This window comes from Streptomyces sp. NBC_00341 (assembly GCF_041435055.1).
In the GTDB taxonomy this organism is placed as follows: Bacteria; Actinomycetota; Actinomycetes; order Streptomycetales; family Streptomycetaceae; genus Streptomyces.
Map to the genome: position 1 here is coordinate 6,620,953 of NZ_CP108002.1, position 26,573 is coordinate 6,647,525.

The window sequence follows — 26,573 nt, forward strand, 5'->3', positions numbered from 1 at the left end:
TCCGCCAGCGCGGGCCGCCCGGCTAACCTCGGGGCCATCACCCTTGCGAGCAGGAGTTCACCATGGCCCAGGTCCAGCGCATGTCCCGATTGATGATCAAGACACTGCGCGACGACCCGGCGGACGCCGAGACGCTCAACCACAAGCTGCTCGTCCGGGCCGGATACGTACGTCGCACCGCCGCCGGCATCTGGTCCTGGCTGCCGCTCGGCAAGAAGGTCCTCGAAAACGTCAGCCGCGTCGTCCGCGAGGAGATGGACGCCATCGGCGGCCAGGAGGTGCTGCTCCCCGCACTGCTCCCCAAGGAGGCGTACGAGGCGAGCGGCCGCTACGACGAGTACGGCGACCTGCTCTTCCGCCTCAAGGACCGCAAGGGCGCCGACTACCTCCTCGGCCCCACCCACGAGGAGATCTTCACCCAGGTCGTCAAGGACATGTGCTCGTCCTACAAGGACCTGCCGGTGATCCTCTACCAGATCCAGACCAAGTACCGCGACGAGGCCCGCCCCCGCGCCGGCGTGCTGCGCGGCCGCGAGTTCCAGATGAAGGACTCGTACTCCTTCGACACCACGGACGAGGGTCTGGCCGAGGCGTACCAGCTGCACCGCGGCGCCTACATCCGGATCTTCGAGCGGCTCGGCCTCGACCACCGCATCGTCTCCGCCGTCTCCGGCGCCATGGGCGGCTCCGCCTCCGAGGAGTTCCTCGCGCCCGCCCCGGCCGGCGAGGACACCTTCGTCGACTGCCCCAGCTGCGACTACGCCGCCAACACCGAGGCCGTGACGTTCAACGCCACCCCGGTCGACGGCTCGGCGACCGGCGCCGTCGAGGAGCTGGACACCCCCGACACCCCGACCATCGAGACCCTCGCCGCCCACCTCGGCGTCCAGGCCTCCGCCACCCTGAAGAACCTCCTGGTCAAGGTCGATGGCGAGATCGTCGCCGTGGGCGTGCCCGGCGACCGCGAGGTCGACCTCGGCAAGCTCGGTGAGCACCTGGCGCCCGCCGTCGTCGAGCTCGTCACCGCGGAGGACTTCGTCGGCCGCCCCGACCTGGTGCGCGGCTACGTCGGACCGCAGGGCCTGGAGAAGGTCCGCTACATCGCCGACCCGCGCATCGCCTCCGGCACCGCGTGGATCACCGGCGCCAACAAGGAGGGCAAGCACGCGCGGAACGTCGTCGCGGGCCGCGACTTCGAGGTCGACGACTACCTCGACGTCGTCGTCGTCGAGGCGGGCGACCCCTGCCCCAACTGCGGCACCGGCCTCCAGGTGGACCGCGCCATCGAGATCGGCCACATCTTCCAGCTGGGCCGCAAGTACGCCGACATCTTCTCCCTCGACGTCCTCGGCCAGCAGGGCAAGCCCGTCCGCGTCACGATGGGCTCGTACGGCATCGGCGTCTCCCGCGCGGTGGCCGCCCTCGCCGAGCAGACCGCCGACGACAAGGGCCTGTGCTGGCCCCGCGAGATCGCCCCGGCCGATGTGCACGTCGTCGCCGCGGGCAAGGCGCTCCAGACCGAGCTGGCTCTCGACGTCTCCGAGAAGCTGAACGCGGCCGGTCTGCGGGTCCTGGTGGACGACCGCCCGGGCATCTCGCCCGGCGTGAAGTTCACCGACTCCGAGCTGATCGGCGTCCCGAAGATCCTGGTCGCCGGCCGCCGCTCGGCCGAAGGCGTCCTGGAGCTGAAGGACCGCCGCACGGGCGAGCGCGAGGAGCTCACCGTGGACGAGGCGATCGCCCGCCTCACCGAACAGGGCTGAGGGGACCCCTTGCGGGGCCGGGCCCCGTGTGGGTTGCCCGGCCCCGGTGCGGGGTTCCGTCCTCAATCGCCGGACGGGCTTGGACGGGGGCCGTCGGGTCCCCTGCGGGGTGCACCATGCGCGTGAGTGGGGGTGCGGGGCCTCACCGGGCCCCGCACCGGAATCAAGCCCGTCCGGCGATTGAGGACGGAACCCTCCGCCCCGGACCGGGGCAGCCGGAACACGAAGACCCGGCCCCGAAGGGCTCGCCGCTACAGCCAGCCCGCGAACTCCAGCGTGACCTCGCCCTCCCCGGTGCGGCCGGCGGCCAGCGCCCGGGTGCCCGACTCCACCGCACGGAACAGCGTCCAGCCGTGCAGCCGCTCGCGGTCCACGTCCAGCGACTCCGCCAGCCGCTTGATCCTGCGCCGGGCCGTCATCGCGCCGCCGGGCGAGGCGATCAGATCCTCCACCCGGTCCCGCACCAGCCGTGCCAGGTCGTAGGCCCGCTCACCCACCAGCGGCTCCGGTCCGACCGTCAGCCAAGGCGCGCGCTCGCCCGAGAGCACCTTGCTCTGCCGGAAGTTGCCGTGGAGCAGCAGGGTCTCCGGGGAGTCGGCGACCAGTTCGCCGCGCGCCGCCAGGGCCGCGGAGACCAGCGGTTCGAGGTCCGGCTCCGCCTCCGCGGCGGCCCGCATCGGAGCGGTCCGCCGCGCGGTCCGCTCCGCGACCGTCTCGAAGGCGTGCCCGGCGGGCGGTTCGACCCACAGTCGCCGTACCGTGCCCGCCGCCTCCAGCAGGGCCTTCGCCTCGGGCAGCGAACGCAGCGACACCTCGGGGTGCAGCCTCTCCAGCAGCAGGGCGCCGGCGCCGGGGTCCCCGGGGAGCAGCTCCTCGCCCGGTGCGACCAGCTGGACCGCGCCCCAGCCGTTCCAGTGCGCCAGCGCCGCCCTTTCGAGCTCGGGCGCGGCCCCCGACGGAGAGATCTTCAGCGCCGCCGGGGCGCCGTCACCGCCCCGCACCAGCAGGACCAGGCTGCTGCGCCCGCCCGGGGCGGCGACCCGGTCCACGGACAGCTCCAGCCCTGCCCGGTCCAGCGCCTGGCCGGTCAGTGCGGGAAGCCCCGCGAGCCATTCCCCGGCGGCCGTATCCCCGTACGACTCGCCGAGCGCTCGCACCAGACGCTGCGGCGGTTCAAAACCCATACGTGCTGTGTTCCCTTTCAGAGCCTGCTTCAGCGCGTCGTGCCGGTCCGGCCCTTCGCGTCCGACCCGGTCTTCGCGTCGGCGCCCGTCGCCGCGTCCTTCTCCCCGGCACCGTCCTTGCGGGAACCGTCGGCGGCCCGCTCGACGAGCCCGGGAAAGGGTACGCCGCTGCCCCGCCAGCGCACCGCGCGCACCGCGGCCTCCCGCAGCCCGTCCGCGGCCTCCCGCCGCAGCGGCCCCTCGGCAGCCCGGACGAGGTCGGAGTAGACGTCCGCCACCCGGTCCTCCAGCACGGCGGCGAGCCGCACCGCCGCAGCCGGGTCCGGCACCGCGAACGGCAGAGCGTACGCGGGGTCCGCCGCCACCGGTTCACCGCCCAGCCCGCGCACCGTGCGCACCAGCGCGTCGCGGCGGGCCCGGTGGGCGTGGTGCGCGGCGGTGGCCTCGGGGCGGCGGACCGCGGCGACCCGGCCGCCCGCCACCCCGTAGCCGTACACCGCGGCGTGTTCCGCGGCCAGTGCCGCCTGGGCGGCCTTGAGGGTGGCCTCGCGCTCGTCCTCGTCGCTCACGCCTTCGTCTCCTTGGCCAGTCCGGTCAACAGATAGGAGTGCGCGGAGGCGGCCGCCGCGACGGAGGCGAGCAGCCGTGCCAGCTCCGGGGGCGCCTCCATGAGGGCCTCCGTGTACGAGGCCGCGGCCCGGCGCTCGGCGGCCGCCAGTGCCTTGACGGCCTCCGGGGGGCTGCCGGCGGGCCGGGTCCGGACGAATTCGAGCGAGGCCTTGCCGGCCGGGGCGAGGGCCGTGACGTGGGCACGTACGGCGTCGCGCAGCGGGGTGAGCCCGGCCGAGGTCGCCGGATGGGCGGCGAGCACGTTCTCGTACTGCCCCAGCAGGGAGGTGGACACACCGGCGGCCTTCTTCCGCAGCGACGTTTCCGCCTGTACCGCGGTGTCGGAGGCGGTCCGGGCGCCGGCGTGCGCGGAACCCTTCCGGCCGCCGCCCCCGTCGTCCGCACCGTCCCCGCAGCCGGCCAGCACCGCCCCCATGGCGATCGCTCCCGTCGCGGTGAGCGCGCCCCTGCGCGTCGTCCCCGTGCGCCGCACGTGTTCTCCTTCGAGCTGGACCTGTCTTGACCGGATGTGTCCGGAAGTGATCACCGCAGGCGAGCGTACCCGCGCTCGGGGGGCCGGCGGACGGCAACACCCCTCGGGACCGGATACCCTTTCACCAGACACACGACGATCCCCACAACAGCACACGCGGCCGAGGAGTCACCCGGATGAGCACCACCCAGAGCGAGAGGCTGCGCGGGCTGGTAGAACCGCTCGTCAGCGCCGAGCAGCTGGATCTGGAAGAGATCGAAGTGTCCCGGGCCGGCCGCCGCCGGGTGCTGCGGATCATCGTGGACTCCGAAGAGGGCGTGGAGCTCGACACCTGCGCGGATCTGAGCCGCGCGATCTCCGAGAAGCTCGACGAGACCGACGCGATGGGCGAGGAAGAGTACGTCCTGGAGGTCAGTTCTCCCGGTGCCGACCGCCCGCTGACGGAGCACCGCCACTACGTACGCAACACCGGCCGCCTGGCCAGGCTGACCCTGAACGAGGGCGGCGAGCTGGTGGCCCGCATTCTCGCGGTCGACGAAGAGGGCCTCGATCTCGAGGTACCGGGCGTCAAAGGCCGCAAGCCCACGTCCCGCCGGATCTCCTTCGACGAGATCGCCAAGGCGCGCGTGGAGCTGGAATTCAACCGCAAGGACAAGAAGGAAGAGGAGGCGTAGCCGTGGACATCGATGTGAAGCTTCTGAAGGGCTTGGCGCAGGACAAGGAGATCCCGTTCGACGTGCTCGTCGAGGCGATCGAGTCGGCCCTCCTCATCGCGTACCACCGCACGGACGGCAGCCACCGCAGGGCGCGCGTGGAGCTGGACGAGCGCGGCCACGTGACGGTGTGGGCCAAGGAGGACCCGGCCGATCTGGAGGAGGGCCAGGAGCCCAAGGAGTTCGACGACACCCCGTCGGGCTTCGGCCGGATCGCCGCGACCACCGCCAAGCAGGTCATCCTGCAGCGGCTGCGCGACGCCGAGGACGACCGCACGTTCGGTGAGTACGCGGGCCACGAGGGCGATGTCGTCACCGGCGTCGTCCAGCAGGGCAAGGACCCGAAGAACGTCCTGGTCGACATCGGCAAGCTGGAGGCCATCCTGCCGGTGCAGGAGCAGGTGCCCGGCGAGGAGTACACCCACGGACTGCGGCTGCGCACCTATGTCGTACGAGTGGCCAAGGGCGTGCGCGGCCCGTCGGTGACGCTGTCGCGGACCCACCCCAACCTGGTGAAGAAGCTCTTCGCGCTGGAGGTCCCGGAGATCGCGGACGGTTCCGTCGAGATCTGCGCGATCGCCCGCGAGGCCGGCCACCGCACCAAGATCGCGGTCCGCTCCACCCGCTCCGGACTCAACGCCAAGGGCGCCTGCATCGGCCCGATGGGCGGCCGGGTGCGCAATGTCATGGCCGAGCTGCTCGGTGAGAAGATCGACATCGTGGACTGGTCGGACGACCCGGCCGAGATGGTCGCCAACGCGCTGTCGCCCGCCCGGGTCAGCGAGGTCGAGGTCGTGGACCTCGGCGCACGCTCCGCCCGGGTCACCGTGCCCGACTACCAGCTGTCGCTGGCGATCGGCAAGGAGGGGCAGAACGCCCGTCTCGCCGCCCGCCTCACCGGCTGGCGCATCGACATCCGCCCGGACACCGAGACCGACGCCGAGCGCGATGTGGCCGACCGCGAGCGGGCCGAGCGGGCCCGGGAGCGCGCCGAGCGCAACTGATCCTCGACGACGGGCCGGGGCGCGGAGAAGCCCGCCGCGGCCCGGCTCGGAGCGGGTCACCAAGGAATAGATCTCGTCGACATCCCGCTGAGATCACGACAACATCCGTTCGATCGTTGCCCCAAACAGGTGAGGTCGGTACGGGGAGGTAGACTTAAACGTGTCTGGCCGGACGCACGCCCGCGCTTGCCCTGAGCGAACCTGTGTGGGTTGCCGGGAGCGAGCGGCCAAGAGCGAGCTGCTGCGCATCGTGGCGGACGGAGGCGCCTGCGTCCCCGACCCTCGCGGTACGCTGCCCGGCCGGGGTGCATATGTGCACCCCGCATCTGTCTGTCTCGACCTGGCGGTCCGCCGCCGGGCATTCCCCCGGGCCTTCAAGGCCAAGGGGCCGTTCGACCCCGCAGCGGTACAGCGGTTCGTCGAACGGGCGACACCGTAGGAACAGGAAATTGAACGGCACGGGTCCCCGTGCGGTCAGGTACCTCGCGAGTTGGAAGTAGGTCGAGATTGCGATGAGCACTCGATGAGTACGCGATGAGTACGCCCATGAAGTAGCGACGGTCCGGCGGTAACCCGGACCTAAAAGGAGCGAAGTGGCTAAGGTCCGGGTATACGAACTCGCCAAGGAGTTCGGGGTTGAGAGCAAGGTCGTCATGGCCAAGCTCCAGGAACTCGGTGAGTTCGTACGTTCGGCGTCCTCGACGATCGAGGCGCCGGTTGTACGCAAGTTGACTGACGCACTGCAGGGGCCCGGTGGCAACGCCGGCAAGTCCGCTGCAAAGCCTGGCGCGCCCCGCAAGGCCGCCCCCTCGAAGCCCGCAGCGCCCTCCCCGGCCGCTGCGGCACGTCCCGCTGCCCCGAAGCCCGGCGTACCGGCTGCCAAGCCGGCCGCCGCCGAGGCCCCGAGCAGTACCCCCGCTGCGGCCTCCGCGCCGTCGGCGGGCCCGCGTCCGGGTCCCAAGCCCGCACCCGCGAAGCCCGCCCCGGTCACCCCGGTGCCCGCGGCCGAGTTCTCGGCCCCGGCCCCGGCGCAGCCGGCCGCACCGCAGCAGCAGCAGGCCCCGCGTCCCGCGGGTGCCACCCCGGGTCCCCGCCCTGCCCGTCCGGCTCCGGCCGCCGGTCAGCGTGACGGTGGCCGCGAGGGTGGTCAGCGTGACGGCGGCCGCGGCGGCGAGCGCGACGGTGCCCGTGGCGGCGACCGTCCGGCGCGTCCCGCAGGCCAGGGCGCCCCGCGCCCCGGTGGCGCACGTCCGGCGGGTCCCCGTCCGGGCAACAACCCGTTCACCTCCGGTGGCTCGACGGGCATGGCCCGTCCGCAGTCGCCCCGTCCCGGCGGCGCCCCGCGTCCCGGTGGCGGCTCGGAGCGCCCCGGCGCCCCGCGTCCGCAGGGCGGCCCCGGCGGCGCCCCGAGGCCCCAGGGCCAGGGCGGCGCACGTCCGTCTCCGGGCGGCATGCCGCGCCCGCAGGCTCCTCGTCCCGGCGGCGCCCCCGGCGCCGGCGGTAACCGTCCCAACCCGGGCATGATGCCGCAGCGTCCCGCTGCCGGCCCGCGTCCCGGTGGTGGCCCCGGCGGTGGCCGTGGTCCCGGTGGCGGCGGCGGTCGTCCCGGTGGCGGTGGCGGCGCAGGTCGTCCCGGTGGTGGCGGCGGCTTCGCAGGCCGTCCGGCCGGTCCCGGTGGCGGTGGCGGCGGTTTCGCCGGTCGTCCCGGTGGCGGTGGCGGCGCAGGCCGTCCCGGTGGTGGCGGCGGCTTCGGCGGTCGTCCCGGCTTCGGTGGTCGTCCCGGTGGTCCCGGTGCCCGTGGTGGCACACAGGGCGCCTTCGGCCGACCCGGTGGTCCCGCGCGTCGTGGCCGCAAGTCGAAGCGGCAGAGGCGCCAGGAGTACGAGTCGATGCAGGCTCCGTCGGTGGGCGGCGTCATGCTGCCCCGCGGCAACGGGCAGGCTGTCCGGCTGTCTCGCGGTGCCTCGCTGACGGACTTCGCGGAGAAGATCAACGCGAACCCGGCGTCGCTCGTCGGCGTGATGATGAACCTCGGCGAGATGGTCACTGCCACGCAGTCCGTCCCGGACGAGACGCTGAAGATGCTCGCGGACGAGATGAACTTCGTCCTGGAGATCGTCAGCCCCGAGGAGGAGGACCGCGAGCTGCTCGAGTCCTTCGACATCGAGTTCGGCGAGGACGAGGGCGGCGAAGAGGCCCTGGTCTCCCGTCCGCCGGTCGTGACCGTCATGGGTCACGTCGACCACGGTAAGACCCGACTGCTGGACGCGATCCGCAAGACGAACGTCGTCGCGGGCGAGGCCGGCGGCATCACGCAGCACATCGGTGCCTACCAGGTCGGCGCCGAGGTCAACGGCGAGGACCGCAGGATCACCTTCATCGACACCCCGGGTCACGAGGCGTTCACCGCCATGCGTGCTCGTGGTGCGAAGTCCACCGACATCGCGATCCTCGTGGTGGCGGCGAACGACGGTGTGATGCCCCAGACGATCGAGGCGCTGAACCACGCCAAGGCGGCCGACGTGCCGATCGTGGTCGCGGTCAACAAGATCGACGTCGAGGGTGCCGACCCGGTCAAGGTGCGCGGTCAGCTCACCGAGTTCGGTCTGGTGGCCGAGGAGTACGGCGGCGACACGATGTTCGTCGACATCTCCGCCAAGCAGGGCCTCAACATCGAGGCTCTTCTGGAAGCCGTCGTCCTCACCGCCGACGCCTCGCTCGACCTGCGGGCCAACCCGGAGCAGGACGCGCAGGGTATTGCGATCGAGTCCCACCTCGACCGAGGCCGAGGTGCCGTCTCGACCGTCCTGGTCCAGCGCGGAACGCTGCGCATCGGCGACACCGTGGTGGTCGGCGACGCGTACGGCCGTGTCCGGGCGATGCTCGACGACAACGGTCAGAACGTCCAGGAAGCGGGTCCCTCGACCCCCGTCCTGGTCCTGGGTCTCACCAACGTCCCGGGTGCCGGCGACAACCTCCTGGTGGTCGACGAGGACCGTACGGCCCGTCAGATCGCCGAGAAGCGTGCCGCTCGTGAGCGCAACGCCAACTTCGCCCGCAAGGGTGTCCGGTTCTCCCTGGAGAACCTGGACGAGGCGCTCAAGGCCGGTCTGGTCCAGGAGCTCAACCTCATCATCAAGGGCGACGCGTCCGGTTCGGTGGAGGCTCTCGAGTCCTCGCTGCTCCAGCTCGACGTCGGTGAAGAGGTCGACATCCGGATCCTGCACCGCGGTGTGGGTGCGGTCACCGAGTCGGACATCAACCTGGCGACCGGCTCCGACGCCATCGTGATCGGCTTCAACGTGCGCGCCGCAGGGCGTGCCGAGCAGATGGCCGACCGCGAGGGTGTGGACGTCCGTTACTACTCGGTCATCTACCAGGCGATCGAAGAGATCGAAGCGGCCCTCAAGGGCATGCTCAAGCCGGAGTACGAAGAGGTCGAGCTCGGTACGGCGGAGATCCGCGAGATCTTCCGCTCGTCCAAGCTGGGCAACATCGCCGGTGTGCTGGTCCGGTCCGGCGAGGTCAAGCGCAACACCAAGGCGCGCCTGCTTCGCGACGGCAAGGTCATCGCGGAGAGCCTCAACATCTCCGGGCTGCGCCGCTTCAAGGACGACGTCACCGAGATCCGCGAAGGCTTCGAGGGCGGTATCAACCTCGGAAACTTCAACGACATCAAGATCGACGACGTCATCGCGACGTACGAGATGCGCGAGAAGCCGCGAGGCTGACCCGTACCTCAACAGTCGGGGCCGGTCGACGGGTCGTATTTCCGTCGATCGGCCCCGGCCGTTCCGTGTACGGTTCTTGTGTCCCTGCCAAACACCGGCGGGGCGCGAACCCGAACCGGCGGGACATCCGGACATACATGTATGTGGGGACACTGTCCTTCGATCTGCTTCTCGGCGACGTACGGTCGCTGAAGGAGAAGCGCTCCGTGGTCCGTCCGATCGTTGCCGAGCTCCAGCGCAAGTACGCGGTGAGCGTGGCGGAGACGGGCGGCCAGGACCTCCATCGCAGGGCCGAGATCGGCCTCGCCGTGGTCTCCGGGGACACCGGACACCTCACGGACGTGCTGGACCGGTGCGAGCGGCTGATCGCCGGCCGGCCGGAAGTGGAGCTGCTGTCCGTACGGCGGCGGCTGCACAGCGACGAAGACGATTGAGCAAGGCGAAGGAGACGGACCAGTGGCCGACAACGCGCGGGCTAAGAAGCTGGCGGACCTCATCCAGGAGGTGGTCGCCGAGAAACTGCAGCGCGGAATCAAGGACCCCCGCCTGGGTACGCACGTGACCATCACGGACACCCGCGTCACCGGCGACCTGCGGGAGGCCACGGTCTTCTACACGGTCTACGGCGACGACGAGGACCGGGCGAGCGCGGCAGCCGGTCTGGAGAGCGCGAAGGGCATCCTGCGTTCGGCGGTCGGTGCTGCGGCGGGGACGAAGTTCACCCCCACGCTCGCCTTCATGGCGGACGCGCTCCCCGAGAACGCCAAGGCGATCGAGGACCTCCTCGACCGGGCGCGGGCCTCGGACGCCAAGGTGCGGGAGGCGTCTTCCGGCGCCACGTACGCGGGCGAGGCCGACCCGTACCGCAAGCCGGAGGACGAGACCGACGAGGACACCGCCTCCGAATGACAGCGCAGAACAACAAGACGCCGGACGGACTTGTCATTGTCGACAAGCCGTCCGGCTTCACTTCGCATGACGTCGTCGCCAAGATGCGCGGCATCGCCAGGACCCGCCGCGTCGGCCACGCCGGCACGCTGGACCCGATGGCGACGGGCGTGCTCGTGCTCGGCGTCGAGAAGGCCACCAAGCTGCTCGGCCATCTCGCGCTGACCGAGAAGGAGTACCTCGGTACGATCCGGCTCGGCCAGGACACCGTCACGGACGACGCGGAGGGCGAGATCACCTCGTCCACCGACGCCTCCGGAGTGACGCGCGAGGGGATCGACGCCGGGGTCGCGGCGCTGACCGGCGCCATCATGCAGGTGCCGTCCAAGGTCAGCGCCATCAAGATCGACGGCAAGCGGTCCTACGCGCGGGTGCGCGGCGGCGAGGAGTTCGAGATCCCGGCCCGGCCGGTGACCATCTCGTCGTTCAACGTCTACGACGTCCGCGAGGCCGTCGCGGAGGACGGCACCCCGGTGGTCGACCTGGTCGTCTCGGTGGTCTGCTCCTCCGGTACGTACATCCGCGCCATCGCCCGCGACCTCGGCGCCGGGCTCGGTGTGGGCGGCCATCTCACCGCGCTGCGGCGCACCCGCGTCGGGCCGTACGGCCTCGACGGGGCGAGGACGCTGGACCAGCACCAGGAGGAGCTGGTCGTGATGCCGGTGGCCGAGGCCGCCGCCTCCGCGTTCCCGCGCTGGGACGTCGACGAGAAGCGGGCCAAGCTGCTGCTGAACGGGATGCGGCTGGACATGCCCGCCCACCCGCCGGGGCCGGTCGCCGTCTTCGGACCCGACGGGCGGTTCCTGGTCCTCGTCGAGGAGCAGAAGGGCAAGGCCAAGAGCCTCGCCGTCTTCGGCTGACTTGGGCTGGCTTCGGCTGACGAGCTGATCCGCCCGCTGTCGCGCACCAGGCCGTAACGGCTGCTCCAGGCCCCCGTCGCCTCCTGTCCGCCGAACGCCCCTGATTCACCCCATTGGGCAGGCGCTCGGAGTGAATCAGGGGTGCGAACGGGGGCGCTTTTACTCCGATGGCCTCTTGTCGATCACGGTGGACCTACCGTCGGATCATGGGATGCGGGGACCGGGCGACGCTGGTACGACTGTGCGATCCGGCCGGCAGGACGAGGGGGACCGGGTTCGTCGCGGACGACCGGGGCACGGTCGTGACCAGTCACGAGGCGGTCGACGGGGCCGGCCACCTCGTCCTGCACGGCGCGGACGGACGCAGCTGCCGCGTCGAGGCCGAGGACATCACCACCCTGCCCGAGCTGGATCTCGCGCTCCTGCCCACCGGCGGACCGGACGCGCTGGGCGCGCCGCCGCTGCCGATCGTGGAGCGGGAGCAGATCGAGGCCGGCAGCTATGTGACGATCGCCGCGCACGGCTGGCGCGAGGCCCGCGTCCTGGGACCGGTCCCGGTGACGTACACGGCGGGCGGGCCCGCCCACCGGATCGACCGGGCCCTCGAACTCGCCCTCGGTACGGACGGCAGCGACGCGCTCCGGCTCGGCGGCGCCGCCGTGGGCGGGCCGGTCCTCGACCCGGACACCGGCGCGGTCATCGCGGTTCTCGGCACCGCGCTGCGGGCCGGACACGCCGCCGCCGGATGTGCGGTGCCACTGGCCGGGGCGGGCGAAGGGGGGCCGCTGGGCGAGCTGCTGCGGCGCAACGCCATGAGCGTCCCCGGCTACGGCCGCGATCTGAACCTGGCCGGAGCGCTCCAGCTGACCGCCATGTCCGTCGGCTCCGCGGGCGGACACGGCGGCCGGCCCGATCCGGTGGAACGGCCCGAGGCGATCAAGGAGTTCAGCGCGTTCGCCGCCGCCGGCCCGGCGAAGCCCGACGGGCGGGGCGCGGTCGTCCTCGGCCTCGTCGGGGAGCCGGGCACCGGCCGCACCACCGAACTGGCCGCGCTGGCCGCCCGGCGGGCCCGCGGCCAGGTGCCGGCCCTCACGCTCTGGCTGCGCGGCGCCGACCTGCTGCCCGACGACACCTCCGTGGCCGACGCGATCGTCCGCACGCTCGGGCAGGCCGGACGCATCGTCACCGCCGCCGGAGCCCTCGGGGACATGGCGGCCGCCACCCCCGAGCGGGTGGCCCGGCTGGCGGCCGACGCGGGCAGCCCGCTGCTCGTCCTGCTGGACGGCCCGGAGGAGATGCCGCCCGTCCTGGCACACCGGCTGGCCCGGTGGACCGCGGGCACCGTCGACTGGCTCCGGGAGAACGGGGCGCGGCTCGTCGTCGCCTGCCGCCCCGAGCACTGGGAGACCGCCGGTGAGCTCTGTCCGCCCGACGCGCTGCACCGCCCCGCCAGGCCCGCCAGACGGCTGCCGTCCGCCCTGCGCATCGACGACCTCACCGTGGGCCAGGCCGAGCTGGCCCGGCAGCGGTACGGGCTCCCGCCCGACGCGCTCGCCGCCGGCCACGACCGGCACCCGCTCACCCTGCGGCTGCTGGCGGAGGTGCGCGAGGCACTGCCGCCGGACACGCCGGGGCGGCCCGGCACGGAGGAGGTCTTCGGCGCACACCTGGACCTGATGTGCCTGCGCATCGCGGTCCGGATCGCCGCCCAGTGGCGGCCCGCCCCGAGCGGCACCGCGGTACGGCGGCTGGCGGCGCAGGTGGCGGGGCAGGTCCACGAGGCGGCCCGGCGCTGCCTCGGACCGGGGCAGGGGGAGCTGGACCGGGCCGCGTTCGAGCACGTCTTCCCGTGGCGCACGGGCTGGGCGTCCGCCGTGCTCACCGAGGGCCTGCTGGTCCCGGCGGGAGCGGGCTACCGGTTCGCGCACGAGGAGCTGGGGGACTGGGTCCAGGGCGCGCACCTGGACCTGGACGCGGCGCTGCGGTCGCTGGTGCACCGCTGGCACGCTTCCGGCGCCGCGGCGGGGGAGAGCGGCGGGCGGGTTCCGCACCCCCGCCGCCCGGACGCGGCCGACCGCCCCGGCACCGCCCCCGCGGCCCCGGCCGCCCCCGCCGGGGGAGCCGAGGACGCGGAGCCCCGCACCCTCCCGGTGCCGCGCCACCGGATCGGCCCGGTGATCCAGGCGCTGCTGCTGCTCGGCCGCCGCCAGGGCCCCGCCGCGCTGGCCCACCGGCTGGCCGACCTGATCGAGGCGCTGGACCGGCTGCCGACGGGACGGGACGGGGCAGCGGTGAGGACCGGCGCACCGCGCCCCTCGCGGAACGCCCCGGCCGCCGCCGACGCACGGGAGGACGGGACCGGCCCGGAGGGCGACGATCCCGCCGTACCGCCCGCCGCCGGAGGCTGCCCGCCCCCCGACGCCCGCTGGTGGGCCGCGCACCTGCTCTCGGAGACGCTGCTGCGGGTGCCCGACGCCCGACCGCACCTCGGGGTGCTCCGGCTGCTCACCGGGCGCGTCGTCCGCAGCTCCGCCGAGGCGGGCGGGGCCGGTGCGCAGGGGGTGTACGCGGAGTTCGGGCCGTGGTTCTGGCGGCGGCTGCGGCTGCCCGAGGCGGACCGGATGGACCTGTTCCGACGGCTCGTCCCCGCCGACGGACCGCCGCGTGACGAGGACCAGACCGGCGAGCGCTTCCTGGACGCGGTGGCACGGCGGCTCGCCGCCCATCCGCGCACGATCCAGCCGCTCCTGTGCGCCTGGTTCACGGACGAACAGCCCCTGGCGGCCGACCGGGAAGCGGCGGCGCGCCCCACCGTCGCGGCAGCCGCCCAGGCCCTCCTCCACGCCCGCCGCGACCTCGCCGTGGACGATCTGGCCGACGTGCTCGTCTCGACCGATCACCCCCGCGCCGACGAACTGCTCGCGGCGCTGGCCGAGGACGAACCCTCCGCGCTCTGCCGGGCCGTCGAGCGCTGGTCCCGCGACGACGACCGCCGCGCCCGGCGGATCGCGGCCGCCTGCTACGGAGCGGTCGTCGCACCCCACCTCACCCGCGACGCCGACCGGGACCTGCTGCGCCGCTCCGCCCTCGCCCTGCTGGCCCGCCCCGGCGACACCGATCTGCACGGGCCGGCGCTGACCCGGCTGGTGGCCGATCCGCAGACCAGGGACCGCTATCTGCCGCAGGCGCTGCGCACCTTCGTCGCGGGCGGCCCCCGGCTCTCCCCGGCCTCGCTCGCCGTCGCCCTGCCCACCCACCCCGAGCAGGTGCTGACCGCGTACCGCGAGCGCCTCCTGCGGTCCGGGGACGGCGCGGGCGAGGTGCTGCGCGCCCTCGCCGGGATCGACGCCCCCGCGCTCGCCCTGCACGCCGCCGGGCTCGTCCGGGCGTACGTCGACAGCCACCCGGAGGACACCGTGCACACCGCGGCGTACCTCGACCGCAGGCTGGAACACGGGCCCGCGGCCCGCGCCCTGCTGCTCCCGCTGCTGACCGGGCTGCTCAGGGACCGGCCGGCCGCCGCGCCGGTGCGCGGTTCGCTCGCCGCGGTGCTGGCCTCGTCCGGCAGCCCGGCCTCGCAGCCCCTGCGGGACGAGCTGCTGGAAGTGCTGCTGGACTTCGAGCAGGGCGGTGCGCGCCAGGACCCGATCGTGCTCGAAGCCCTGCTGCGGGCCGCCGCGGCGGGCAGTGCCGGGCGCGGCCGGGCCCGTACCAGGGCCCTGGTCCACCGCACCGGGATGCTGCTCGTCCGGACCCCGGAGGGCGCCGCACGGTTCGACCGGCGGCTATGCGAACTGGCCCGTGACGTGCCCGGATTCGCGGGCCTGATCCTCGGGTGGCTGGCGGACGCCCCGCAGGAGTGGGCGGCGGTCATCGGTCCCGGCGCGCGGCGGACCGTGGAGTCTCTCGGGGCCCCGATGCCCATGCCGATGCAGGCCGCAGAGCGTGAGCATGGCAGTCTTAGACCTGCGTAAGAGACATACCCACGTACACAGGTTCGGGCGAGGAGCGGTCAGAGTGCAGCGCTGGCGTGGCTTGGAGGACATCCCCCAGGACTGGGGACGCAGCGTCGTCACCATCGGCTCCTACGACGGGGTGCACCGCGGACACCAGCTCATCATCGGCCGTGCCGTCGAGCGGGCCCGCGAGCTGGGCGTGCCGTCGGTCGTCGTGACGTTCGACCCGCACCCCAGCGAGGTCGTCCGGCCCGGCAGCCACCCGCCGCTGCTCGCCCCGCACCACCGGCGCGCCGAACTGATGGCGGAGCTCGGCGTGGACGCCCTGCTGATTCTCCCGTTCACCACCGAGTTCTCGAAGCTCGCCCCTGCCGACTTCATCGTGAAGGTGCTCGTCGACAAGCTCCACGCGCGGCTGGTCATCGAGGGCCCCAACTTCCGCTTCGGCCACAAGGCCGCGGGGAACGTCCAGCTGCTCACCGAGTTCGGCGGTACGTACGACTACCGGGTCGAGGTCATCGACCTGCGGGTGCGCGGCGAGGCGGGCGGCGGCGAACCGTTCTCGTCCACCCTCACCCGCCGCCTGGTCGCCGAGGGGGACATGGCCGGCGCCCGCGAGATCCTGGGCCGCCCGCACCGCGTCGAGGGCATCGTCGTCCGGGGCGCCCAGCGCGGCCGCGAGCTCGGCTTCCCCACCGCGAACGTGGAGACCCTGCCGCACACGGCGATCCCCGCCGACGGGGTGTACGCGGGCTGGCTGAACGTGAACGGCGAGGCGATGCCCGCCGCGATCTCCGTCGGCACGAACCCGCAGTTCGACGCCACGGAGCGGACGGTGGAGGCATACGCGATCGACCGCGTCGGCCTCGATCTGTACGGGCTGCACGTCGCCGTGGACTTCCTCGCCTACGTACGGGGGATGCTGAAGTTCGAGTCGGTCGACGAGCTGCTCGTGGCGATGGCCGCCGATGTGAAGCGGTGCACCGAGCTGATCTCCGCGTACGACCGGGGCTGAGAACCGGCGCGGTCGCCGCGCCCGGCTTCCCGCACCGGGGCTTCGTCTAGGGTGGACCGGTCCGAAGGAGGTGGGCGCCGTGCGTGAACTGCTCCCCGAGCTGCGCGCCTGGCACGAGGCCGGCACACCGTTCGCCCTGGCCACGGTCGTCTCCGTCCGGGGCAGCGCCCCGCGGTCCCCGGGCGCCGTGATGGCTGTGACCGCCGACGGAGCGGTGGCGGGAAGCGTCTCCGGCGGCTGTGTCGAGGGCGCGGTGTACGAGCTGGCCGGCGAGGTGCTCGCCTCCGGTACCCCGCAGCTCCAGTCGTACGGGATCAGCGACGACGAGGCGTTCGGTGTCGGGCTGACCTGCGGCGGCACGATCGACGTCCTGGTCGCGCCGTTCGCCTCCACGGCCGACCGCGCGTGGCTGCGGGGGGTCACGGACTCGATCGCGGCCGGCGAACCCGTCGCCGTGGCCACCGCCTTGCCTGGCTCGGCCGCGGCCGGGGCCCGGCTGGTGGTCCGGCCCGGCGGCGCACACGGCTCGCTCGGCAACGAGGGGCTCGACGCGGCCGTCACCGACGACGCCCGGGGCCTGCTCGCCCAGGGGGCCACCGGCCTGCAGTGGTACGGGGAGCGTGGGGAGCGCCGGATGCAGGACGTCTCCGTCTTCGTCCAGACGTACGCGCCACCGCCCCGGATGCTCGTCTTCGGCGCCATCGACCACGCGGCCGCGACCGCGCGCATCGGCTCGTTCCTCGGGTACCGGGTCACCGTGTGCGACGCCCGTCCGGCGTTCGCGACCCGTGAGCGGTTCCCCACCGCCGACGAGGTCGTCTGCGCCTGGCCGCACACCTACCTCTCGGACACGGAGATCGACGGGCGCACGGTCGTCTGCGTCCTGACGCACGATCCGAAGTTCGATGTCCCGCTGCTGGTCGCGGCGTTGCGAACGCCTGCCGCGTACATCGGTGTGATGGGGAGCCGGCGTACCCATCTGGACCGGATCGCCCGGCTGCGCGAGGAGGGGGTGGCCGAATCGGACCTGGTCCGGCTCGCCTCACCCGTGGGCCTCGACCTCGGCGCCCGTACGCCGGAGGAGACGGCGGTCTCGATCGCCGCGGAGATCATCCAGCACCGCTGGGGCGGCACGGGGCGGCCGCTCGGCGAACTGACGGGCACGATCCACCACGAGCAGCGCGGGTAGCGGTGGCGGGCGGACCGGGAATGCCGGACCCGCCCGCCACCGCATCGACGCGTTCTAGGCCGGAGCCTTCGCCGCCGCGTTCGCCCAGTGGCACGCCACCTGCGTCTCGCCGCCCCCCGCCAGGACCGGGAGATCCTTCGTACGGCACGCGTCCGCGACCCCCGCACGCTCCGCCTCGCCCGAGGCCAGCACCTGGCAGCGCACATGGAAGCGGCAGCCGGACGGGATCTTCGACGGGTCCGGCGGCTCACCGGTCAGTACCACCGGATCGCCCGCCGCCTCCGGCAGCACCGACAGCAGCGCCTGGGTGTACGGATGCCGGGGCGCCGTCAGGATCTGCTCGACGTCACCGGTCTCCACGATCCGGCCGAGGTACATCACCGCCACCCGGTCCGCGATGTTCCACGCCAGGCCGAGGTCGTGCGTGACCACCAGCGCGGACAGGCCCAGCTCGTCCCGCAGCCGCAGCAGCAGCGCCAGGATCTCGCCGCGCACCGAGGCGTCCAGCGAGGCCACCGGCTCGTCGGCCACGATGAGCTCCGGTTCCAGGACCAGGGCGCCCGCGATCACGACGCGCTGGCGCTGGCCGCCGGAGAGCTCGTGCGGGTAGCGCAGGAAGAACCGTTCCGGGGGCCGCAGCCCCGCCCGGGAGAGGGCGCTGGTGACCGCCTCCCGCTCGTCACCGCCGTAGCGGTGGATCCGCAGCCCCTCGGCCACCGCGTCGTACACCGTGTGGCGCGGGTTCAGCGAGCCGCTCGGGTCCTGGAGCACCAGCTGGACCCGCTTGCGGTACGCCTTGAGGGCCCGGCTCCCGTAGCCGAGCGGCTTGCCGCCGAAGGTGATCTGCCCGGAGACCGGCGGGACCAGGCCCAGCAGTGAACGGGCCAGCGTCGTCTTGCCGCACCCGGACTCGCCGACCAGGGCGACGATCTCGCCCGGCCTGATGTCCAGGTCGACGCCGTCGACGGCCCGCGCGGGCTCCGCGCCGTGTCGGCCGGGGAAGGTGACGTGCAGCGACTGGGCGCTGAGCAGGTCCGTGGTGGTGGTCATGTGGTGCTCCTTGCTTCCTCAGCGCCCGGCAGCCCCGGCAGGACCGGGGCGGCGGCCCCCTGCGGACCCACCAGCACGCAGGCGGCCCGCCGTCCCGGCCCGGCGTCCCGCAGCTCCTGGTCCTGCGTGGCGCAGGAGTCCAGGGCCACCGGGCAGCGCGGGTGGAACGTGCAGCCGGCCGGCAGCGCCGACGGGTCGGGCGGATCGCCCGGCAGCCCCCGGGGAGCGAACCGGGAGGCCGGGTCCCCGATGCGCGGGAAGGCGCCCGACAGGGCCTTGCTGTACGGATGGGTCGCGTTCTCGTAGACCTCGGAGGCGGGCCCCTGTTCGACGACCCGTCCCGCGTACATCACCGCGAGCCGGTCGCAGGTGTCCGAGAGCACCGCCAGGTCATGGCTGATCATGATCAGCCCGAGGTCCTGCTCGGAGACCAGCTGTTCGATCAGGCGCAGGATCTGGGCCTGGATCATCACGTCGAGGGCCGTCGTCGGCTCGTCGGCGATGATCAGCCCGGGGTCGCAGGCGAGCGCCATCGCGATCATCACGCGCTGCCGCTGCCCGCCGGACAGCTCGTGCGGATAGGCGTCCACCCGGGCGGCGGGAAGACCCACCTGCTCCAGCAGCTCACCGGCCCGCTTGCGGGCGGCTGCCTGGGACGCCTTGCTGTGCAGCACGATCGGCTCGGCGATCTGGTCGCCGATGCGGTGCACCGCGTTGAGCGAGTGCATCGCGCCCTGGAAGACGATCGAGGCGCCGGCCCAGCGCACGGCCCGGACCTGGCCCCACTTCATGGTGAGGACGTCCTCGCCGTTCAGCAGGATCTCGCCGGTGACCTTGGTGCCCGCGGGCAGCAGCCGCAGCAGCGCGAGGGCCAGCGTCGACTTCCCGCAGCCCGACTCCCCGGCGATGCCGAGCTTCTGGCCCGCGTCCACCTCCAGATCCACTCCGCGGACCGCCTGGGCCCCGCCGGCGTACGTCACCGTCAGATCGCGGACCTGGAGAAGCGGCGTCTTACGGATGCTCGTCGTGCTCAACGGGCCACCCCCAGCTTGGGATTGAGGACGGTCTCGATGGCGCGGCCGCACAGCGTGAACGCGAGTGCCACCAGGGCGATGGCGATTCCCGGCGGTGCCAGGTACCACCAGTCGCCCGCGCTGACCGCGCCGGCCTCGCGGGCGTCCTGGAGCATGCCGCCCCAGGAGGTGATGGTCGGGTCCCCGAGGCCGAGGAAGGCCAGGGTGGCCTCGGTCAGGATCGCGCTGGAGATCACCAGCGTGGTCTGGGCGAGCACCAGCGGCATCACGTTCGGCAGGACGTGCCGGGTCATGATGTGGCCGTGTCCGCCGCCCAGCGCGCGGGCCCGCTCGATGTAGGGGCGGGACTCCACGGCGAGCGTCTGCGCCCGCACCAGACGGGCCGTCGTCGGCCAGGTGGTGACACCGATCGCGATGATGACCGTCCACAGCGAGCGGTCCATCACGGTGGCGAGCGCGATCGCCAGGACCAGGGTCGGCATCACCAGGAACCAGTCGGTGACCCGCATCAGGACCGTCGAGTACCAGCCGCGGAAGTGGCCCGCGAGGATACCGACGACCGTGCCGATGGCGACGCAGAGGAAGGCGGCGAGCAGCCCCACCGTCAGCGAGACGCGCGCACCCCACACCAGCAGGGCGAGCACACTGCGTCCGAACTGGTCGGTGCCGAGCGGGAACTCACCGCTCGGGGACTCCAGCGCCCCGCCGGGTGCGGAGGTGACGCTCTGCGAGTCGGCGCCGGCCAGGACCGGCGCGAACAGGGCGATCAGCCCGATCAGGATCAGCCCGGCCAGCCCCCACAGCCCGCCCGGGTGCCTGCGGTACTCGCGCCAGAAGCGGGCCATGGAGCGGCGCTTGCGGGCCCGTGCCAGCGCGCGCGGGCTCTTGGCCGCCCCGGTGCCGGAACCTTCGGGCGTGGGCTTCTCGGCCTCGGGGGTGGAGGCCGGCATGGATTCGGTCGTCATCGGCCCACCCGGGGATCGAGCAGCGGATACAGCACATCGGCCAGGGTGTTCGCCAGGATCACCGCGGTGGCGAAGACGAAGAACAGCCCTTGGACGAGTGGCAGGTCAGGGACGCTGAGCCCCTGGTAGAAGAGGCCGCCGAGACCTGGCCAGGAGAACACCGTCTCGACCAGGATCTGTCCGGCGACCACATGTCCCAGGTTGACGAACATCAGCGTGAAGGTCGGCAGCATCGCGTTGGGCACGGCGTGCTTGCGGCGTACCGCGTCGTCGCGCAGCCCCTTCGCGCGGGCCGTCGTCAGGTAGTCGCTGCCCATCTCGTCGAGCAGCGAGGAGCGCATCACCAGCAGCGTCTGCGCGTAGCCGACCGCGACCAGGGTGATCACCGGGAGCACCATGTGGTGCGCCACGTCGAGGACGTAGGCGAAGCCGGTCTCGTTGCCCGACTCCAGACCGCCGGTCGGGAACATGCCCGGGATCGGTCCGATGCCCACCGAGAAGACGATGATCAGGAGCAGCCCGAGCCAGAACGACGGCACCGAGTAGAGCGTGAGCGCCAGCGCGGTGTTGAACCGGTCGCTCGTGGAGCCGTTGCGCCAGGCGGTACGGGTGCCCAGCCAGATGCCGAGCGCGCTGTAGAGGACGTACGCCGTACCGGTGAGCAGCAGCGTCGCCGGAAGCGCCTCGACGATCTTGTCCATCACCGGGGCGTGGAACTGGTACGAGGTGCCGAGGTCACCGGTGAGCGCGTCGCCCACGTAGCTGGTGAACTGCCTCCACATCGGCTGGTCGAGGCCGAACTGATGGCGGAGCGACTGGAGCTGCTCCGCCGAGATCGGGCGGCCGCCGGTCATCTGCTTCACCGGGTCGCTGGGGATGAGCCGGAAGAGGAAGAAGCTGGTGACCAGAACGGCGAACAGCGAGACGGCCGCGCCGAGGATCTTGGCGGCCACGTACCTGAGATAGGCCTTGGTGTTGCGCGCCCGTGGGCCGCGGGCGGCCGCCGGACCGGCCGGAGCCGGCCCTTCGGTATCCGCATCCGCCTGTTTCACGAGCGCCGGAGTGCTGTCAGCTGTCATGAGGGAACTCTCGTTACTCGTGCTGCACTTAGAGGGACCGGCCGGCGGGGCCGCTGTGGATCGGGCCCCGCCGCCGCTCCCTCTCATCCGGTCCGCGGAAAACACCCGCGGTCCATGGAACTACTCGCGGTCGTCCGCGGTGGTGCGACGCCGCCTCATGAGGAGGAATCCGCCACCCGCGAGGACCACGACGACGACCACGATGCCGATGACGACCCCGGTGGAACTCGATCCGCTGTCGCTGTCCGTGCCGTCGCCGCTGCCCGCCGGTACGGCCGACCACCAGCTCCAGTAACCGTCCTGGCCGTAGATGTTGCCGGCCGCCTCGGGCATGGTCGTGATCGACTTGATCTGGTCGGTGCGGTAGGCCTCGACCGCGTTCGGGTACGCGATGACGTTCATGTACCCGGAGTCGTAGAGCCAGGACTGCATCTGCTTGACGATGTCCGCCCGCTTGGCCGGGTCGTACTCGGCGAGCTGCTTCTTGTACAGCTCGTCGTACGTCTTGTCGCAGATGAAGTCGTCCGTGGTCGCGCTCTCCTTGGCCTTGACCGGCAGGGCTGCGCAGGTGTGGATGCCGAGGACGAAGTCGGGGTCGGGGTTGACGGACCAGCCGTCGAAGGCGAGGTCGTACTCACCGGCGTACCAGGGCACGGAGACGTCGTCGAGGCAGTCGACCTTGAGACCGATGCCGAGCTTGCCCCACCACTCCTTGAGGTACTTGCCGATCGCCTTGTCGTTCGGGTCCGTGGCGTGGCAGAGGATGCGCAGGTCGAGCGGCTTGCCGTCCTTGCCGACGCGCTGGTCGCCCTTGAGCTTGTAGCCCGCCTGGTCCAGGAGCTTGGCCGCCTTGGCCGGGTCGTAGCCCAGCTTCTGGTCCGCCGACGGTTCCCACTTGTACGCCGGGAAGCGCGGCGGGATGTAGCCCGCGCCGTTGACGGCGTGGCCCTGGAAGACCTTGTCGATGAGGGTGTCGCGGTCGATGGACAGGAAGAGCGCCTGGCGGACCTTCAGGTCGAGCAGCGCCTTGTTGCCGTTGCCGAACTTCTTGCCGTCCTTGGTCTGCGCGCCGGGGTTGGTGGCCAGCGCGAAGAACCGGCGGCCCGGACCCTCGTTCACCTTGATGTTCTTCTCGCCCTTGAGCGAGTTGGCCTGGGCGGGCGTCAGCGCGGGCGAACCGGCGACGAAGGAGACCTCGCCCTTGCGGAGTGCGGCGACCGCGGCGTCCTGGTCCTTGTAGGTCTTGAAGACGACCTCGTCGAACTTGGGCGAGCCGCGCCAGAAGTCCTTGTTGGCCTTGAGCTTCACATACTGGTCGACCTTGTAGTCGGTCAGGATGAACGGCCCGTTGCCCACGATCGGGAACTTCGTGTCGTTGTTGAACTTCGAGAAGTCCCCGACCTTGTCCCAGAGGTGCTTGGGTACGATCGGGACATCGAGTGCGGCCATGGTGGCCTGCGGTTCCTTCAGCTCGATGACCAGCTTCGTGGGGCTCGGCGCCGTCACCTTCTTGAAGTTGGTGACGAAGCTGCCGTTGGCCTGGCCGGCGGCCTCGTCGGTCATGATCTTGTTGAAGGTCCAGGCCGCGTCCTCCGCGGTGGCCTGCTGACCATCGGACCACTTGGAGTTGGACCGAATGGTGTAGGTCCACGTCAGCTTGTCCGCGGACGGCTCCCACTTGGTGGCCAGGCCCGGGATCGCGTGGTTGTCCTTGGCGTCATAGTTCGTCAGGAAGTCGTACATGAGCCGGGTGAGGCTGGTGCTCATCAGCTTCTGGGCGAGGAACGGACTCAGTGAGTCGACGCTCTGCGCGACCGCGACGGTCAGTGTCGTCCTGCCGCTGTCGGCGGCCTGCGCCTGCTGGGGCGAGGCGGCCCCGAGCGGGACCCCCGGCACGACGGACGCGGCGGCGAGCCCGAGGGCGGCGGCACCGGAGGCCAGGAGGACACGCAGACGTGAGCGTGGCTGGGCGGCGTGTGGTGGGACTCTTTCGACCATGGTCAGGGACCTCGCGTCATGACTCGCACGGAGAAGGCGGGTTGATCTGTGGATCGCCAGCTGGTGAAGCGAAGGTTTATCAGCGGTGGTCGAGCCGCGTCAACGGTCATCGAAACGGCGTGTGGGCTGCGGGAATGCGCAGAGGGCCCGCATCGTGGAGACGATGCGGACCCTCATTGGTTTAGACCTCTGACGCCTTACTGCTGAGGCGCTGGCGGCGGCTGCTGCTGCCATCCCGCGGGCGGCACGGGGCCCTGCAGTCCGGGATGGGCGGGCTGTCCCGGCTGACCGGGCTGACCGGGCTGAACGGCCTGTCCGCCGTACTGCTGTTGCTGCGGCTGACCGCTCGGATCTGCGGCGGGCGGCTGGGCCTGCGGGGGCTGCTGCTGCCAGCCCTGTCCGCCACCGGGAGCCTGCTGCTGCGGGTAGGGCTGCTGTCCGCCGTACGGCTGCTGACCGCCGTAGGGTTGCTGCTGGGGCGGATACGGCTGGCCCGGCTGCTGGGGCGGGTAGGGCTGCTGGCCCGGCACCTGCTGCTGGCCGGGCATCGGCGGCGCGTACTGCGGCGGTTGGTTGCCGCCGTTGGCCGTCCACAGCCCTTGCTGCTGCTGGGCGCGCGCGAAGTCCTCCGCGACGAGGGCGGAGAGGTTGAAGTACGCCTCCCGCGTCTTCGGGCGCATCATGTCGAGGTCCACCTCGGCGCCGGCCGACAGGTGCTCGTCGAACGGTACGACGACCACGCCTCGGCAGCGCGTCTCGAAGTGCTGCACGATGTCGTCGACCTTGATCATCTTGCCGGTCTCCCGGACACCGGAGATCACCGTGAGCGACCGCTGCACGAGATCGGCATAGCCGTGCGCCGACAGCCAGTCCAGCGTGGTGGAGGCACTTGACGCACCGTCGACCGACGGCGTGGAGATGATGATCAGCTGGTCGGCCAGGTCCAGCACACCGCGCATCGCGCTGTAGAGGAGACCGGTGCCGGAGTCGGTGAGGATGATCGGGTACTGCTTGCCCAGCACCTCGATCGCGCGCCGGTAGTCCTCGTCGTTGAACGTCGTCGAGACGGCCGGGTCCACGTCGTTGGCGATGATCTCGAGACCGGAGGACGCCTGCGAGGTGAACCGCCGGATGTCCATGTACGAGTGGAGGTGCGGGATCGCGTGGACCAGGTCGCGGATGGTCGCCCCGGTCTCGCGCCGGACCCGGCGGCCCAGCGTTCCGGCGTCCGGGTTGGCGTCGATGGCGAGGATCTTGTCCTGCCGTTCGGTGGCCAGGGTGGAGCCGAGCGCGGTGGTCGTCGTGGTCTTGCCGACGCCGCCCTTGAGGCTGATCACCGCGATCCGGTAGCAGGAGAGGACCGGGGTGCGGATCAGTTCGAGCTTGCGCTGCCGCTCGATCTCCTCCTTCTTGCCGCCGATCTTGAAGCGGGAGGCCGCGGACGGCCCGCGGCTGCTCTTCGTCTTCTGCTTGCCCCGGACCAGCCGGTCGGACGAGAGCTCCACCGCGGCCGTGTACCCCAGCGGCGCGCCCGGTACCGAACGCTCCCGCTGGTCGTGGGTGACGGGGGTGGGCCAGGCGGCTCCGGTGCGCGGGTCGACGGGCGCCCCCTGCGGCGGAAGCTGCTGACCCGGCTGACCCGGCTGACCCTGCTGGGGCTGGGGCGGGGTGATCTGGGCGGGCAGGTTCGGGTTGTTCGGGTTGCCCTGGGGGAAGCCGTAGCCGCCCTGCTGCTGCGGCTGGGCTCCGGGCGGCGGCAGCGGGGCCCCACCGCCGCTCTGCTGCTGAACGGGCCACTGCGCTGCCTGCGGCGGCTGGGGAGCCTGCGGTGCATAAGGGAAGGGCTGCTGCGCATGCGGCGGGAGCGGGGCTCCGGGCTGCGGCTGGTGCGGCTGGTGCGGCTGCTGCGGCTGCTGCGGTGCCGGAGGCTGCTGAGGGAAGCCGTAGCCCGCCTGCTGCGCGGGCGCTCCGGGCTGGGGCTGCTGAGGAAGCGCGGGCTGCTGCGGGTTCTGGGGCGCCTGGGCTGCCTGGGGTGCCTGGGCTGCCTGGTTCTGCGGAAACCCGTAGCCGCCCGGTGCCTCGTTCGCCGGGGGCTGTCCCGGCCACTGCGGCGCGGGCTGGGGCGCGGCGGGCTGCGGGGCGGCCGGCTGGAACGAGGGCGGCAGCGGCGGCAGCCCGCCCTGCGGCGGTGCCGGTGACCAGGGGGCGGGGGCGTTCTGCGGGGCGTCGGGGGAGGGCGGGGCGTCGGCGTTCTGCGGGGCGTCGGCCTGCGGCGTGCTGTCGGCGCCCGCGCCGTCCGTCGCGTCGGCCGAGGGCTCGTCGGGCTCGGTTGTCGCGGTGTCGGACGGCGCTGCCGCGTCGGGCTCGCCGCTCTCCCCGGTGGTCCCGTCCTGTCCGGCGTCCGGGGCCCTGCCCGCGTCACGCGCGTCCGCGTCCGTACCGGCGTCAGCCGCGGCCGCGCCCCCGCCCGGCGAACCGGCGGGCGTCTCGCGCTCCGCGATCTCCCGCCTCAGCGCGGCGGAGGAGAACCGCACGGTCGAGCCGCTCTCCACATCGCCGTTCCCGGATGGATCGGCCGCACCGCCGACGTCCGCGGCACCCGTCGGCTGCGCCGGGGGAGCCGGCTGCACCGGTGCGGGCGGGGCGGGCGGGGCCGGAGTGGGCTGAGCCGGGACGGGCGGGGCCGGAGCCCAGCCGGGTTCGAAACCGCCGCCGGCGGGCAGTCCGGGTGCGGACACCGGTGCGCCGTTGGGCGGGGGCGGAGCCAGGTGTGTTCCTGCGCCGCCCGAGGAGTCGCCCGGCGTATTCTGCGTGTACCAGGCGGGCGGGGTGTAGTCGATGGTGAACTCACCCGTCGTCTCGGCGGGCTCCGCGTCGGTCGACTCGTCGACGGGCCTGTCCCAGCTCCCGCGCATCTCGTCCCGATCGCCGTTCACTTTGCCTCCTGGTGTGGTCGAGCACCCTCTGTGCCGTGGTGGGTGG

Annotated in this window: 20 protein-coding genes; 11 read left to right on the top strand and 9 right to left on the bottom strand. The window is 72.5% G+C overall.

The genetic code is table 11. The features are described 5' to 3' along the window. Positions 1-62 precede the first annotated feature (62 nt). The gene (locus OG892_RS29910; protein ID WP_371630732.1) at positions 63-1,763 is read left to right on the top strand and encodes a proline--tRNA ligase; all 1,701 of its coding nucleotides are present in this window, start codon (positions 63-65) and stop codon (positions 1,761-1,763) included. Positions 1,764-2,014: 251 nt separating this feature from the next. On the opposite strand, the gene OG892_RS29915 is transcribed toward OG892_RS29910, so the two are convergent. Genes OG892_RS29915 through OG892_RS29925 form a run of 3 tightly spaced genes read right to left on the bottom strand, consistent with a single transcriptional unit; the run spans position 2,015 to position 4,049 of the window. Beyond that, on the bottom strand, positions 2,015-2,947 hold the full coding sequence (locus OG892_RS29915) for an aminoglycoside phosphotransferase family protein (protein WP_328865237.1): 933 nt from the start codon (positions 2,945-2,947) through the stop codon (positions 2,015-2,017). A 29-nt stretch (positions 2,948-2,976) separates the two neighbouring features. After that, a complete protein-coding gene (locus OG892_RS29920) occupies positions 2,977-3,516 on the bottom strand; it encodes a ferritin-like domain-containing protein (protein WP_079193676.1) in 540 nt (179 codons plus the stop codon). Further along, entirely contained in the window at positions 3,513-4,049 is a 537-nt protein-coding gene (locus tag OG892_RS29925; RefSeq protein WP_073739163.1) for a hypothetical protein, read from the bottom strand. The genes OG892_RS29920 and OG892_RS29925 overlap by 4 nt, the downstream gene beginning before the upstream one ends. A gap of 176 nt (positions 4,050-4,225) precedes the next feature. Between OG892_RS29925 and rimP the strand changes: the two genes are divergently transcribed. From rimP to OG892_RS29975, 10 genes are all read left to right on the top strand, one after another. Beyond that, positions 4,226-4,723 (top strand): ribosome maturation factor RimP, encoded by a 498-nt coding sequence (rimP, locus tag OG892_RS29930; RefSeq protein WP_327339297.1) that lies wholly within the window; start codon positions 4,226-4,228, stop codon positions 4,721-4,723. A 2-nt stretch (positions 4,724-4,725) separates the two neighbouring features. Beyond that, positions 4,726-5,766: a transcription termination factor NusA gene (nusA, locus tag OG892_RS29935; RefSeq protein ID WP_073739165.1), complete on the top strand. Its 1,041-nt coding sequence runs from the start codon at positions 4,726-4,728 to the stop codon at positions 5,764-5,766. Between the two features lie 160 nt (positions 5,767-5,926). Next, positions 5,927-6,205 (top strand): YlxR family protein, encoded by a 279-nt coding sequence (locus OG892_RS29940; protein WP_073739166.1) that lies wholly within the window; start codon positions 5,927-5,929, stop codon positions 6,203-6,205. Positions 6,206-6,359: 154 nt separating this feature from the next. Continuing rightward, entirely contained in the window at positions 6,360-9,497 is a 3,138-nt protein-coding gene (infB, locus tag OG892_RS29945) for a translation initiation factor IF-2 (protein ID WP_371630733.1), read from the top strand. Between the two features lie 137 nt (positions 9,498-9,634). Beyond that, positions 9,635-9,931: a DUF503 domain-containing protein gene (locus OG892_RS29950; RefSeq protein ID WP_073739168.1), complete on the top strand. Its 297-nt coding sequence runs from the start codon at positions 9,635-9,637 to the stop codon at positions 9,929-9,931. Positions 9,932-9,953: 22 nt separating this feature from the next. Continuing rightward, entirely contained in the window at positions 9,954-10,406 is a 453-nt protein-coding gene (gene rbfA, locus OG892_RS29955; RefSeq protein WP_073739169.1) for a 30S ribosome-binding factor RbfA, read from the top strand. Further along, complete coding sequence (gene truB / locus OG892_RS29960; RefSeq protein WP_073739170.1) at positions 10,403-11,305, top strand: tRNA pseudouridine(55) synthase TruB; 903 nt, start codon at positions 10,403-10,405, stop codon at positions 11,303-11,305. The genes rbfA and truB overlap by 4 nt, the downstream gene beginning before the upstream one ends. Before the next feature lie 206 nt (positions 11,306-11,511). Continuing rightward, complete coding sequence (locus OG892_RS29965; protein ID WP_371630734.1) at positions 11,512-15,279, top strand: trypsin-like peptidase domain-containing protein; 3,768 nt, start codon at positions 11,512-11,514, stop codon at positions 15,277-15,279. 43 nt (positions 15,280-15,322) lie between these two features. Next, positions 15,323-16,276, top strand: a complete 954-nt coding sequence (locus OG892_RS29970; RefSeq protein WP_371630735.1) for a bifunctional riboflavin kinase/FAD synthetase — start codon at positions 15,323-15,325, stop codon at positions 16,274-16,276. Positions 16,277-16,355: 79 nt separating this feature from the next. Then, the gene (locus tag OG892_RS29975; protein WP_328865233.1) at positions 16,356-17,465 is read left to right on the top strand and encodes an XdhC family protein; all 1,110 of its coding nucleotides are present in this window, start codon (positions 16,356-16,358) and stop codon (positions 17,463-17,465) included. A gap of 54 nt (positions 17,466-17,519) precedes the next feature. Here OG892_RS29975 and OG892_RS29980 read toward each other — a convergent pair whose 3' ends face one another. The 6 genes from OG892_RS29980 to OG892_RS30005 all read right to left on the bottom strand — a co-directional run bounded on the left by OG892_RS29980 (position 17,520) and on the right by OG892_RS30005 (position 26,527). Continuing rightward, positions 17,520-18,515 carry an ABC transporter ATP-binding protein gene (locus tag OG892_RS29980; protein WP_371630736.1) on the bottom strand — a complete coding sequence of 332 codons (996 nt, stop codon included), beginning with the start codon at positions 18,513-18,515 and terminating at the stop codon, positions 17,520-17,522. Continuing rightward, positions 18,512-19,549, bottom strand: coding sequence for an ABC transporter ATP-binding protein (locus OG892_RS29985; protein ID WP_073739174.1), 1,038 nt, complete (start codon positions 19,547-19,549; stop codon positions 18,512-18,514). The genes OG892_RS29980 and OG892_RS29985 overlap by 4 nt, the downstream gene beginning before the upstream one ends. Next, entirely contained in the window at positions 19,546-20,514 is a 969-nt protein-coding gene (locus tag OG892_RS29990) for an ABC transporter permease (protein WP_371630737.1), read from the bottom strand. The genes OG892_RS29985 and OG892_RS29990 overlap by 4 nt, the downstream gene beginning before the upstream one ends. Then, the gene (locus OG892_RS29995) at positions 20,511-21,593 is read right to left on the bottom strand and encodes an ABC transporter permease (RefSeq protein WP_073739176.1); all 1,083 of its coding nucleotides are present in this window, start codon (positions 21,591-21,593) and stop codon (positions 20,511-20,513) included. Before OG892_RS29995 ends, OG892_RS29990 begins: the two co-directional genes overlap by 4 nt. A gap of 120 nt (positions 21,594-21,713) precedes the next feature. Continuing rightward, the gene (locus tag OG892_RS30000) at positions 21,714-23,591 is read right to left on the bottom strand and encodes an ABC transporter substrate-binding protein (protein WP_371630738.1); all 1,878 of its coding nucleotides are present in this window, start codon (positions 23,589-23,591) and stop codon (positions 21,714-21,716) included. Between the two features lie 197 nt (positions 23,592-23,788). Further along, the gene (locus OG892_RS30005) at positions 23,789-26,527 is read right to left on the bottom strand and encodes an SCO5717 family growth-regulating ATPase (protein WP_371630739.1); all 2,739 of its coding nucleotides are present in this window, start codon (positions 26,525-26,527) and stop codon (positions 23,789-23,791) included. Positions 26,528-26,573: the final 46 nt, after the last annotated feature.